This is a genomic window from Geitlerinema sp. CS-897 (genome assembly GCF_028368005.1).
Taxonomy (GTDB): domain Bacteria; phylum Cyanobacteriota; class Cyanobacteriia; order Cyanobacteriales; family Geitlerinemataceae; genus Baaleninema; species Baaleninema simplex.
This window is the reverse complement of the sequence record NZ_JAQNCQ010000112.1, coordinates 1-12,855: the sequence shown is the minus strand read 5'-3', so window position 1 is coordinate 12,855 and position 12,855 is coordinate 1. Positions and strand designations below refer to the sequence as shown.

At 51.0% G+C, this 12,855-nt stretch carries 12 protein-coding genes; 10 read left to right on the top strand and 2 right to left on the bottom strand.

The window, feature by feature from the left end; translation table 11 throughout:
- Nucleotides 1–7: 7 nt before the first annotated feature.
- From POG22_RS06795 to POG22_RS06765, 7 genes are all read left to right on the top strand, one after another.
- Complete coding sequence (locus tag POG22_RS06795) at nucleotides 8–895, top strand: phosphate ABC transporter ATP-binding protein (protein WP_063716770.1); 888 nt, start codon at nucleotides 8–10, stop codon at nucleotides 893–895.
- Between the two features lie 672 nt (nucleotides 896–1,567).
- The gene (locus POG22_RS06790; RefSeq protein WP_063716769.1) at nucleotides 1,568–2,623 is read left to right on the top strand and encodes a PstS family phosphate ABC transporter substrate-binding protein; all 1,056 of its coding nucleotides are present in this window, start codon (nucleotides 1,568–1,570) and stop codon (nucleotides 2,621–2,623) included.
- A gap of 91 nt (nucleotides 2,624–2,714) precedes the next feature.
- Nucleotides 2,715–3,722 carry a phosphate ABC transporter permease subunit PstC gene (gene pstC, locus POG22_RS06785; RefSeq protein WP_063716768.1) on the top strand — a complete coding sequence of 336 codons (1,008 nt, stop codon included), beginning with the start codon at nucleotides 2,715–2,717 and terminating at the stop codon, nucleotides 3,720–3,722.
- Nucleotides 3,722–4,642, top strand: a complete 921-nt coding sequence (gene pstA, locus POG22_RS06780; RefSeq protein ID WP_063716767.1) for a phosphate ABC transporter permease PstA — start codon at nucleotides 3,722–3,724, stop codon at nucleotides 4,640–4,642. Before pstC ends, pstA begins: the two co-directional genes overlap by 1 nt.
- 97 nt (nucleotides 4,643–4,739) lie before the next feature.
- Entirely contained in the window at nucleotides 4,740–5,555 is an 816-nt protein-coding gene (gene pstB / locus POG22_RS06775) for a phosphate ABC transporter ATP-binding protein PstB (protein WP_063716766.1), read from the top strand.
- Nucleotides 5,556–5,584: 29 nt separating this feature from the next.
- The gene (locus POG22_RS06770) at nucleotides 5,585–6,379 is read left to right on the top strand and encodes a response regulator transcription factor (protein ID WP_498904355.1); all 795 of its coding nucleotides are present in this window, start codon (nucleotides 5,585–5,587) and stop codon (nucleotides 6,377–6,379) included.
- A 179-nt stretch (nucleotides 6,380–6,558) separates the two neighbouring features.
- A complete protein-coding gene (locus POG22_RS06765) occupies nucleotides 6,559–7,608 on the top strand; it encodes a PstS family phosphate ABC transporter substrate-binding protein (RefSeq protein WP_498904354.1) in 1,050 nt (349 codons plus the stop codon).
- Between the two features lie 212 nt (nucleotides 7,609–7,820).
- Here the strand turns inward: POG22_RS06765 and msrB are convergent, their stop codons facing one another.
- A complete protein-coding gene (msrB, locus tag POG22_RS06760) occupies nucleotides 7,821–8,219 on the bottom strand; it encodes a peptide-methionine (R)-S-oxide reductase MsrB (protein WP_498904353.1) in 399 nt (132 codons plus the stop codon).
- An 80-nt stretch (nucleotides 8,220–8,299) separates the two neighbouring features.
- Between msrB and POG22_RS06755 the strand changes: the two genes are divergently transcribed.
- Genes POG22_RS06755 through POG22_RS06745 form a run of 3 tightly spaced genes read left to right on the top strand, consistent with a single transcriptional unit; the run spans nucleotide 8,300 to nucleotide 10,506 of the window.
- Nucleotides 8,300–8,698, top strand: coding sequence for a DUF1824 family protein (locus POG22_RS06755; protein ID WP_017661734.1), 399 nt, complete (start codon nucleotides 8,300–8,302; stop codon nucleotides 8,696–8,698).
- A 31-nt stretch (nucleotides 8,699–8,729) separates the two neighbouring features.
- Nucleotides 8,730–9,554 (top strand): SDR family oxidoreductase, encoded by an 825-nt coding sequence (locus tag POG22_RS06750; RefSeq protein ID WP_498904352.1) that lies wholly within the window; start codon nucleotides 8,730–8,732, stop codon nucleotides 9,552–9,554.
- 31 nt (nucleotides 9,555–9,585) lie between these two features.
- Nucleotides 9,586–10,506, top strand: coding sequence for an alpha/beta fold hydrolase (locus POG22_RS06745; RefSeq protein ID WP_498904351.1), 921 nt, complete (start codon nucleotides 9,586–9,588; stop codon nucleotides 10,504–10,506).
- A gap of 30 nt (nucleotides 10,507–10,536) precedes the next feature.
- Here POG22_RS06745 and POG22_RS06740 read toward each other — a convergent pair whose 3' ends face one another.
- Entirely contained in the window at nucleotides 10,537–12,492 is a 1,956-nt protein-coding gene (locus POG22_RS06740; protein WP_498904349.1) for a sensor histidine kinase, read from the bottom strand.
- Between the last annotated feature and the right edge of the window lie 363 nt (nucleotides 12,493–12,855).

Here is a 12,855-nt window from a genome sequence, read left to right as displayed (position 1 = left end):
AATTGCGATGGAATTACGACAGTTGCGTCAGTCTGCTGCGAACGGACTCGATCCCCTGTTGCGGGTGGAAAATCTCTCGGTGTTGTATCGGGGGGTTCCCGCTTTAACCGATGTGAATTTGACGGTGTACCGCCATCAGGTGACGGGGGCGATCGGTCCGTCGGGATGCGGGAAAAGTACGTTTTTACGCTGCTTGAACCGACTCAATGAGGAAATTGACGGAACGACGGTGACGGGGCGCGTGTGGCTCGGCGATCGCGATCTCGGTTCGCTGCATCCGGTGGAGGTACGACGACGGATCGGTATGGTGTTTCAACGACCGAATCCGTTTGCTAAGTCGATTTACGATAACATTGCGGTTCCTCTACGGGCGAACGGCTATCGCGGCAATCTCGACGAGCGGGTGGAAACGTCTTTGCGACAGGTGGGACTGTGGGAGGAGGTCAAGCAGGATTTGAAGAAAAATGCTTGGGAACTCTCCGGAGGACAACAGCAGCGGTTGTGTATCGCTCGAGCGATCGCCCTCGATCCCGAGGTGATTTTGATGGACGAACCCTGTGCTTCGCTCGATCCGATTTCGTCGAATCGGATCGACGATTTGCTCTGTCAGATGAAGGAGCGCTACACGATCGTCATTGTGACTCACAATTTGAAGCAGGCGGCGCGAGTGACGGATTGGATCGCGTTTTTTAATGTGGAAAATCGCTGGCAGAGGGAGCGCGATCGCCCTCGACGCCGTTGGTTTCCTTGGGCGCGATCGCCCGAGGCCGTCTCCGTTCCGTCGGTGCGTCGGGTGGGAACTTTGGTCGAGTACGCCCCGACTTTAGAGATTTTTACGCGACCTCGCCATCAAAGCGCTCGCGATTATTTGTCGGCGGGGTCTCAACGTCGTTGAGGAGGGGAAGCGATCGCTCGAAGACCCCCGATCGGACTGTTTGGCAGCGCTTCGAGCGACGGTACGATGCTCTTTTGTCGGCTCTATTCGTTCGCTTTACGGAAGATCTACATACTTTTTGTAAATTGTCAATCGTTCGTGCGATCGCCTACAAATTTTGCGAAATTTTTCGAGACATTCCCATCTTTTGGATCGGTTGCGAACCGACGATCGCACTTCGATTTCCTTAAAATTAGAATCGTTCTCGTGAAAAAATTAATAATTCCTTAAAATATTCAACAAATAAATTTGATAGGATTGGCTGTTATCAAAATACCGCGATCGAGCAAAACCCAAACAGAGACTACCGAATCTCTCTCGTTTTCTCGTATTGACCCAGACGCGATCGCTCCCTAGGTCGGTTGGCGCTCGAGACCTTGACTCCCCTAAAATTTCAATACGAGGAAACCAAACCCCAAGGCGATCGAGCGATCGATCGCAGTCTTTCCGTAAATTTTCTATTGTTTCTTAACCCAAGCTTAACTTACATTTAACTTTTACGATCGACAAAAAATAGAAGATTGGTTATGTGCCGAGTTCCCGCATCACAGGTGCGCGATTCGCATCCATTCGCTCCGAGCATTCATAATTTCTAAATTGAGACCGACACACTTCAAACCGAGAGAGAATCCTATGGCTTTCAATTTCAACCTCAAACCCAAATCTCTGTCGCTACTCGTTGGGGTTCTCGCTGTGACCCTCGCCGCCTGTAGTGGAGGTGACACCAACACGACAACTACGACGGACGATACCGCCGCAGCCGACGGTGGCTCGGGTCTCAGCGGCGACGTTCTCGTCGATGGGTCTAGCACCGTCTTCCCCATCTCCGAGGCCATGGCCGAAGAATTCATGAACGAAAACCCGGACGTACGCGTCACGGTAGGGGTTTCGGGTTCTGGCGGCGGCTTCAAAAAATTCTGCGCGGGCGAAACCGACATCTCCAACGCTTCTCGTCCGATTAAAGAATCCGAAATGGAGCTGTGCGAAGAAGCGGGTATCGAGTACGTCGAGCTTCCTGTAGCCTTCGACGGCATTTCTGTGGTGGTTCACCCCGACAACGACTGGGTTGAATGCTTGACCCCCGACGAACTCGGCGCAATGTGGGAACCCGATGCGGAAGGGACGATTACCAACTGGAACCAAATCCGCGATACCTTCCCCGATAAACCCTTGAACCTGTACGGGCCGGGAACCGATTCGGGAACGTACGATTACTTCACCGATGCCACCGTGGGCGAAGAAGGTGAAAGCCGAGGCGACTATACCGCCAGCGAAGACGACAACGTCATCGTTCAAGGGGTTTCGACCGACGACGGCGGTTTGGGCTTCTTTGGGTTCGCCTACTACGAAGAAAACAAAGACTCCCTCAAAATCGTTCCCATCGAGAACGCCAACGGCGAATGTGTCGTTCCCAGCGAAGAAGTAATCGCCGACGGTAGCTATAACCCCCTGGCTCGTCCGATTTTCTTCTACGTGAAAACGGAGTCTTTAGAAAACAAACCGGCGGTGGCTGCGTTTGCTCAGTACCACTTGGCCCAAGAGAATCAAGACTTGGTGTCTGAAGTGGGCTACGTGCCGCTGAAAGACGAACTCTTGACGAAAGCTAGCGATCGCCTGGACAACCAAGTAATCGGAACGATGTTTGAAGGGGGATCTTCTCTGGGCGTGAAGCTGTCCGACAAGCTGTAGAGCTGCCAGGAATTATCCTTTTGCCGTTCTCTGTAGGGGAATCTTTTCCCCTACACTCTATTCCCTATTGCTTTACAGTTCGAGTTTTACCATGACGGTCGATTTACCTTCTACCAATACCGATCTCTGGAAGCCGAACCGAGTCCTGAACCGCCGTATCGAAACGTCGGTGAAAGTGCTGTTCGGGGCGTTTGCGTTCGTGTCGGTGGCCACGACGATCGGAATCGTGTTTACTCTGATTTTCGAGACCTTTGAATTTTTCCTCGACGACTTTTTTCACGAAAAGCTGGCCGAACAACTCGGCCGTCCCGTTGAAGGCTTCTGGGGCGAAGTTCAAACCTTTCTCTACTCTCTAAAGCATTTCCTCACGGACACTAAATGGACGCCGCTGTTTAGTAGCGCCCAGTTTGGAATTTTCGTGTTGATCAGCGCTACGGTCATGACGTCGGGCATCGCGGTTCTCGTGGCGTTACCGCTGGGGTTGCTCTCGGCCATTTGTTTGAGTGAATACGCGACACTCCGCACGCGCAGCATCCTCAAGCCCATCCTAGAGATTTTGGCAGGGGTGCCGACAGTGGTGTACGGGTATTTTGCCCTGTTGTTCGTGACGCCGCTGTTGCAAAACTTTATCCCGGTACAAGGGTTCAACGCCCTCAGTGCCGGAATCGTCCTCGGAATTATGATTACGCCGATGGTGGCGTCGTTGAGCGAAGACGCGATTTTCGCGGTACCTCGCAGCTTGCGCGATGGGGCTTACGCCTTGGGCGCGACGAAGCGGGAAACCATTATTTCAGTGGTTTTACCGGCTGCGTTGTCGGGGATCGTGTCGTCGTTGATTTTGGCGATTTCGCGAGCGATCGGGGAAACGATGATCGTGACACTGGCTGCCGGACAAAACCCGCGTCTGGGCTTCAATCCCACAGTTCCAGTCATGACGATGACCGCGTTTATCGTACAGGTGAGTTTGGGGGATACCCCAGCCGGATCGTTGGCGTACAAGACGATTTACGCCGTGGGAATGACCCTGTTTTTGATTACGCTGGTGCTGAATATTTTTAGCTTTTGGTTCGTTCGACGCTTTCGGGAAAAATACGAATAATGACGACACGAGATCCGCAAATCCTCGAACAAGGTACGACTCCCGATCCGAGTCGTTTTTCCGCCAATCTCGACACGCGATATAACATCGACAAAATTTTTGCGGTGGCCGTTTGGACGTCCGTGGTTATCGCGATCGTGGTGTTGGCGGCATTGCTTATAGATGTTCTGCTCGATGGCTTGCCGACGTTGGATTGGGGCTTTTTAAGTAACTTTCCGTCCCGAAAGCCGGAACAGGCCGGGATGAAATCGGCCATTGTCGGCAGTATTTGGATGATGGTGACCGTGGCGGTGGTGTCGTTCCCGTTGGGTGTCGGTGCGGGAATTTTTCTCGAAGAGTTCGCGGCCGATACCTGGTTCGCACGGCTGATCGAAATTAACATCAACAACTTGGCAGGGGTTCCCTCGATTATCTATGGATTGTTGGGGTTGATGGTGTTCGTTCGGTTTATGGAGCCGATTACGGGAGGACGCAGTTTGCTCTCGGGGGCGTTGACGTTGGCGTTGTTGATTTTACCCGTGATTATCGTGGCGACGCGGGAGGCGTTGCGGGCGGTTCCCGATAGTTTGCGCTTGGCGGGATTTGCGTTGGGGGCGACGCGCTGGCAGGTCGTCCGAGAACACGTGTTTCCGTTGGCACTACCGGGCATTTTGACGGGAACGATTTTGGCGTTGTCGCGGGCGATCGGAGAAACGGCACCGTTGATTACGATCGGGGCGCTGACGTTTATTTCGTTTTTGCCGGAAAACTTGCAAAGTCCGTTTACGGTGATGCCCATTCAAGTTTACAACTGGGTCTCTCGGCCACAAACGGAATTCCACGATATCGCGGCCTCGGGAATTATCGTGCTGATGGTTTTGCTGCTGGTGATGAACGCGATCGCAATTTTCTTACGCAACAAGTTCCAACGTCGTTTCTAGAAATGACAGTTGACGCGGTAGTTTACGTGACTGCCGTAGTGCGATCGCACCTCGGCGAATCGCCTGAAATGGCTTTGTTATACTCCTAAGTATCGATATGGTTTCTCAATTTTCTAACAACGTGACAAACGCTTCTTCCGAACTCGCGCTGCAAACTGAAAATCTCAAGGTTTTCTACGGATCGAATTTAGCAGTGCGAGATGTCAGCCTCGACATTCAAAAAAACCGAGTCGTGGCCTTCATCGGACCGTCTGGATGCGGTAAAAGTACGGTTTTGCGTTGCTTTAACCGGATGAACGATTTGATCCCGAGCGCTCGAGTCGAGGGAAAAATCACCTTTCACGGAACCGATCTGTACGCGTCGTCAGTCGATCCGGTACGGCTGCGTCGCCGTATCGGTATGGTGTTTCAAAAACCGAACCCGTTTCCGAAGTCAATTTACGAAAATATTGCGTTCGGAGCGCGGATCAACGGGTATACCGGCGACATGGACGAACTCGTCGAGCAATCGTTGCGGAAAGCGGCGATTTGGGACGAGGTGAAAGACAAGTTGCAAGAGAGCGGTTTGGCGCTGTCGGGGGGTCAGCAACAACGGTTGTGTATCGCCCGGGCGATCGCGATCGCGCCGGAAATCATTCTGATGGACGAACCTTGTTCGGCGCTCGACCCGATTTCGACGTTGCGCGTCGAAGAGTTAATTCACGAACTCAAGCAGCAATACACCATCGTCATCGTGACCCACAATATGCAGCAAGCGTCTCGGGTGTCGGACTGCACGGCATTTTACAACGCTGAAGCGACTGAAACTGGAAATAAAGTCGGATATTTGGTCGAATACGACGAAACGACGACGATTTTCCACAATCCCGCTGAGAAGGAAACCCAGGATTACGTGAGCGGTCGCTTCGGTTAAGGGTTCGGTTGCTACAACCGTCGAGATCGATGGACAATACGTTAGCCCCGACACTGGGTTGGCTGTCCTCTCGACCGAGCGCTCGAGAGGGAAAACTCGAACCGGCTTGGTCTGTCGGGGATTGGGACATTCAGGTGCTGGTGGTCGTTCGCGACGCCTCAGCGCGATCGCACATCGCTCGGATCTTGTCTGAGGAAGGATTTCGGGCGATCGAAGACGAAGACGGAAACGTGGTCTCGACCCTCCTCGAGTGCAGTATGCCGTATCCCCGAGCGTTTCCATTCCATTTAGTCATTTTAGAGTCGCACCTCTCGCAGCGAAACGGGTTGGAACTTTGCCAACTGTTGCGAACGCAAGGAATTTTCGTTCCGGTGCTGGTGCTGCACGAGGCCGATCGCCAAGGCGATCGCGTTCTCGGTTTGGAACGGGGTGCGGACGTCTGCTTGAGCAAACCGTTCGACTGTCACGAACTCGCGGCTTTGTGTCGCAGTTTGTTGCGTCGGTTTTTAGGTTGTTGGTCGCAGTTTTCGGTATTGCAATTCGAGGAGTTGACGGTCGATGTTTGGGAACATCGGGTTTGGCTGCGCGATCGAGAAGTTCAATTGTCGCCGCAAGAGTTTCGCTTGCTGGGGCTGTTTATGAAGTCTCCCGGCCGAACGTGGACGCGGGAAGAATTACTCGATCGCGTTTGGAAGCGAAGCGTACAGCGAAGTACGAAAACTGTTGACGTTCATGTTAGCCAACTTCGCAAAAAAATCGAACCCGATCCCAAGCGACCTCAGTATATTTTAACAGTTCCCGGTCGGGGCTATCAGTTTGGTTGACTGCCTCGGCGATCGCACTCCAAAATTTCATCGAACTCTAGATCGCTTCGCCAAAAAATCGAGCGCATCTGGGTATATTTTAGTCTCTAAAACTTCAATCGAACACTGATTTGCAAAGCAATTGAAGTTCGTTTTCGTTTTTGACAGGATTGAAAAATACAACACGGAATCGAGGTAAAATGCTATCCACCAAACAAAACAAGCGGTTTCAACGTTCGGCTTGGGCGATATCTTTAAGCGTCCTTTTTTTAGGGGCGGGATGTCAACGTTCCCCCGAAGAGGTTTCAAACGGTGCAGTTCGCGCGGGAAGTACCACGGGAACGACGATCGCCGTTGACGGTTCGAGTACCGTTTATCCGATTACCAACGAAGTCGCTCAAGAGTACCAACTTCTCGACAACCGTAAACCTCAAATCGACGTAGCTGTGTCGGGGACGGGGGGCGGGTTCCGCAAGTTCTGCGCGGGAGAAACCGACATCAACAACGCCTCGCGCCCCATTTCTTCATCGGAAATGGAAACTTGTAAAACGGCCGGAATTCGCTATATCGAGCTTCCGGTGGCTTACGATGCGATCGCCGTCGTGGTTCATCCCGATAACGACTGGGTCGATAACATTACCCTCGCCGAACTCAATACAATTTGGGAACGGGATGCGGAGGGACAAGTGACGAGTTGGAACCAAGTGCGATCGGACTGGCCCGACAATCCCCTCAATCTCTACGGTCCTGGTGAAGATTCGGGAACCTTTGATTATTTTACCGAAGCAGTCACTGGAGAAGCGGGGAACAGTCGTACGGACTACACCGCCAGCGAAGACGATACGCTGTTAGTTCGAGGAGTCAGTCGCGACGAAAACGGCCTCGGCTATTTTGGATATTCGTACTATGAGGAAAACACCGCTCAGTTGAAATCTCTAGCGGTGAACGGGGTGTTACCGTCGCGAGACACCACGATCGACGGAACCTATCAACCGTTTGCTCGTCCGCTGTTTATTTACGTGAACGCTGACGCCCTCGATCGCAAGCCGGAACTGCTCGATTTTGTGGAGTATTATTTAACCCACGGACGCCAGTTTGTTAAGGTTGTCGGGTACGTTGCGCTCCCCGACGAAATTTACAATATCGCTTACGAGCATTTGAGCGATCGGAAAGTCGGAACGGTATTTGGTGGCGAATCGCAATTGAACCTAAAAATTGAGGAACTTTTGCAAAAAGAGGCTGATTTTTAGGATTTAGCCGATTTGATTTTTTGAAAAGCCCTTGTTTCAAAGGGTTTTTTTGTGGGTTTGGGGAAGGTTTACCACAGAGACACAGAGGATACGGAGGATTTTTGATAAAATTAGGTTTTTTATGATTTTTGATTTGCTTTTTGGGTAATTTAAAATAACTCTATTTTTTTGAAGGATTCCCATACGAAAAAGGGAATCCTTTTTTGCGATCGCTATTCTTTTTCCTCGAAATTGAGGGCAGCGGAATTCATGCAGTAGCGGAGTCCTGTCGGGGCAGGTCCGTCGTTAAATACGTGACCTAAATGAGCGTCGCAATTCGAACAAACCACTTCGGTTCGCGTCATAAAGAAACTGCGATCTTCTTTTTCTTCAACGTTTTGTTCTTCGAGGGGAGCGTAAAAGCTCGGCCAGCCCGTCCCCGAGTCAAATTTCGTCTCAGAAGAAAACAAAGGCGTTCCACAACACACGCACGTATAAATTCCATCGCGCTTATTGTCGTGATATTCACCCGTAAACGCCCGTTCGGTTCCTTTTTGTCGAGTGACTTTATATTGCTCTGGCGTGAGCTGCTCTTTCCACTCTTTTTCTGTTTTTTGAATTTTGTTTGTCATGACTCGATTTCGACTCAGCTCGCGTGTTAACATATTTCAATAATTAGATTAACACAGGCTTTCATAAGTTTCCATTGTCTATGTCTGACCCCTTAGAACTGACGGTAGACGAGGCGCAAACCCTCCTCAAACAAGTGGGTGTCCGTCCCAATTTCGAGATCGATCGTGCTAAGTTGCGTCGAGCCTTGTTCGCGGTACGTCCCCACTGCGACTATCAAATTTTTGGAGTGTGCGCCGAGACTGCTGAGGCGGCGATCGCAGCTCTCCACCACTACACAGAGGCTTTAGAGTACGATCGCCCTCCGACGTTAAACCCGATCGAGGGGTCGGTGTACGTGAAATACAATCCCTACACGGGACTGTGCTATATCAACAGCTACACCGGAAGCGAGCGAGGAGTTCTCGTCTCCTGTCAGTCTAGTTACGACGATGGCATTCGAGACATTTACGGCCATCTACCGCTAGACTTATTTGATTGAAATTTCCGAGTCGAAAGCTCGATCGAGAAAAATGACGAACGTTGCAATCTTAGGCTGTGGCTACGTCGGACTCCGCGTCGCTGAAGACTGGAAACAGCAGGGGTTGACGGTGACGGCGACGACGACAAGCCGCGATCGCATCCCAGAACTGGAAACGGTGAGCGATCGCGCGAGGGTGGTACGCGGCGACAACCGAGAAGAACTGGCGCAACTGCTAGAAGGACAAGACAGCCTCCTCGTCAGCGTCAGTACCAAACGCCGCCAAACCTACAACGACGCCTATTTGCAAACGGCGAAAACCCTGGTTTCCGTTCTCGACGGGGTTCCGACGCTGAAGCAGGTTCTCTATACCAGCAGTTGCAGCGTGTACGGGGATTTCGGCGGCGACTGGGTAGACGAAACCACTCCCGTTAAGCCGGGAAATCCTAACGCTGAGGTGTTAGCGGAAACCGAACGGGTATTGCTCGAGGCGGCGACTGATACGCGATCGATCGGCGTGTTGCGATTGGGGGGAATTTACGGGCCGGGACGGGAAATCGCCAAAATTTACAGTCGCATGGCGGGAACGACACAACCCGGTGACGGTTTGAGGGCGAGTAACTGGGTTCATTTAGACGATATCGTGGGGGCGATCGCCTTCGCCGAACGTCACCGCCTCGACGGGATTTACAACGTGGTAGACGACGACGTACAGCCGACGCGAGAACTCGTCGAGAACGTCTGTCGCACGCATAGCTTACCCCCTGTGACGTGGGATGCGTCGCAACCGGGGCGATCGTCCTACAACGCCAAAGTCTCCAACGAGAAATTAAAACGAGCGGGGTACGCGTTGATTCACCCGAAACGGATTGTTTAGGATGAGGCCAGTTTCGTCTTTTGTGAAACCCATGCAAACGGTTCCCCCAATTCCCGACGCGATCGCGCGTCCAGACACCCAGTTTTACACCTGGAACGGCTATCGCTGCGCCTACAGCGTCCACCAAACCCCCAACGAGATTTCTGGAACGCCGATTGTAACGATTCATCCGATTGGTGTCGGGTTGTCGCGACTGTTTTGGAAGCGGTTCTGCATCGAGTGGTATCGCCAGGGAAATCGCAACCCCATTTTCAACCCCGATTTACTCGGTTGCGGAGAGAGCGAAATGCCCCGTATCGCCTACCGTCCAAAGGATTGGGCGCAACAGTTACAGTATTTTATCGAAACGGTCGTCGGCGAACCCGCGATCGTCGTGGTTCAGGGGGCGTTGTTTCCCGTCGCGATTCGTCTGGTGGAGTCGGCGTCGGACTGGGTGCGAGGCTTGGTGTTGTCGGGGCCTCCGGCGTGGGGGTTGATTACGCAGTCGGGTAAACCGCTACAACAGAAACTCCGCTGGAATCTGTTTTTCGACACGCCGTTGGGAAATGGGTTTTATCGATACGCCAGACGGGAAGGTTTTTTGGAGTCGTTTTCTAAGAAGCAGCTTTTCGCCAGAGACGAAGACGTAGACGCCGAGTGGTTGGGAGTGCTGTGCGAGGGGGCGAAAAATCCGGCGAGTCGCTATGCGGTGTTTGCGTTTTTGGCGGGATTTTGGCGTCAAGATTACGGTGAGGCGATCGCGCATATGCAGCAACCGGTGTTGGCGTTGTTTGGGGACGCGGCGTCGGGAATCAGTCGTAAAGGAAAAACGGATTCGGCGGACAAACGAGTTAACGACTATGTGGAACATTTACCCAACGGCGAAGGAAAAGTGATTCCGGGGCGCAATGTTTTACCTTACGAATCGACAGTGAAGTTTGTCGAGGAAACGGCGGCGTTCGTGCGGCGATAATTGAGAATAACGGTCGTCGCTGTTCGCTGTTCACTGCTCGCTGTAAAAGGGGAGTTCGATCGCGAACACTGTTCCGCGTCCGGGTTCGGAACGACAGGAAAGCTGACCGCTGTGAGTTTCGACGACGATAAAATAAGCGGTGCTGAGTCCTAAACCGGTTCCTTGTCCGACGGGTTTCGTGGTAAAAAACGGCTCGAAAATGCGTTGGTGGATGTTTGGGGGAATGGGCGGGCCGTTGTTGGCGATTTCGATGAGAACGCGATCGCCGGGTTGGAGTTTTCCTGAAATTTTAATTCTCGGACGTTCGTTTGTGGGAGGGTGGCGATCGAAGACATCGATCGCGTTGGATAAAATACTCATAAATACTTGATTGAGCAAACTCGGGTAACACTCGAGCATCGGTAAGTCATCGAAGGTTTCGATAATTTGAATCTTCTCCCGCGTTTCGTTGGCGTTGAGTCGATGTTGTAATAAAACGAGAGTGCTGTCGATTCCGTCGCGAACGTTGACGAGTTTTCGTTCGGATTCGTCGAGCCGCGAGAAGTTTCGTAGGGATTTCACGATGCTGTCTACGCGCGTCGCTCCCGCTTTCATCGAATCGAGCAGTTTGGAAAAATCATCGCGCACGAAGTCTAAATCGAGATCGTCGAGTTGCGATCGCAAGGTGGAATCGGCCTCGGGATAATGCTGTTGGTAAAGTGCGATTGCTCGATCGAGACTTTCTGCGTATTCCCGAGCGTGTTGAACGTTACTGTAAATAAATCCAATGGGATTGTTAATTTCGTGAGCGACGCCAGCTACTAATTGATTTAACGAGGTCATTTTTTCAGTATGAATGAGTTTGAGTTGTGTGGTTTTGAGGCGATCGAGGGCGTCTTGAAGTTCCGCTGATTTTTGCTGGGCTTGTCGTTCGGCGATCGCTCTCGCGTTGACTTCAGTTTGAAGGTGGTTGTTTTGACGATCGAGTACGATGCGGCTGCGATTGACGTAAGCGATAAATATAATTAAAATACTGTTAAAACACGTTGTAACAAACAGAACGAAAAATAAATTACTTCTATAGTTCGAGAGATTGTCGTCTGCTTCATAAGAAACAATATAAGCAACCCCGTTATCTTGTAAGTTTTTAACGGGAACAAAAGTAACCACGTAATCTTCTGAGTTGAGGCGAACGGGAACAGCAAACGGTAAGTCGAGATCGAGTTTTTCTGCGACGATCGGTTGGAGCGTGAGATCGAGGCGATCGATGCGGTTACAGATAGCAGATCGAAATTGAGAATTATCTCGAACGGCTTCAGATTCAATGACAAACTCGGGATTTAGGGGGCTTTCAACATAGTTTCCCAGCTCGTTTTCAAAAACTTTCGATCGCACCACGTCAGCCCGTAACATAAACTCAAAACAGCCTGAAAATAGTTTTGACATTTCACTGCGAATCGCTTGAAACCCGATGCTAGTTTCTACACTTCCAATATGCTGTCGTCTTCCTGCATCATCGACGTAAAACAACGGAAAAACATAGCGAAATCCGTTAAAAATTCGTCCCTCTTCAAATCCAGAAACAAATCGTTTTTGCTGGTTGGCAATTTTAACAGAATAGCGCACGTCAAATAGCGGATCGCCAAATTTGTTGGGGCGGTGCATTCTCAGAAAACTCGTTCCATCGGGTAAGTGAAAATGGAGTTGTCTGAGATGTTGCTGTTTGAGCTTTTGATAAGTGATGTCGAGTTGTTGAAATAACGCCACTCTCAGCTCCGCTCGTTCCTCAATACTTGCGGTATTAGCCTCGCGAACTAATTCGATAACTTCCGGGCGATCGATCGCTTCGTTATAAATTGTAGTCGAGACGAGTTTGTAGGTATCGGTTGTAATTTGGTAAGAATGTTGTAGCTTTTCAACATAGCGCGTCATCAAACTCGTTTTTTGAGTTTCAAAACTGTGCCAAACTTGCAGGATGCTGAGGGATTCGAGGATGCTAAACCCCAAAATGTACAAACAGACTAATTTTAGGCATCGAGCGAAAGAGCTTCGATCTTCTGTGAGATGAGTTTTGCGATCTGGCTTTACCCCAAGGAACTTTAACATTGTGCGATGGATGAGGTCACGAGAAATGTAAATAAGGATCGATGCACGATTGGGTGCATCTCAAAAATGTAAATTCATCGAATTGGGCGCACTCAATTTCCAGATCCCCGGCATCTCAAAGATGGTATCTGTTTAGCGTAACGGCCAAAGTACGACGAAAGGGGGATGGCACAAGCCAGGACAAGTCGCCAAGCTAAAAGAGAAAGAGAAGCCAGTGGGTAAGTGAGCTTGTCTAATCGGAAAAAAGCCAAGGCCGAGCCAGGG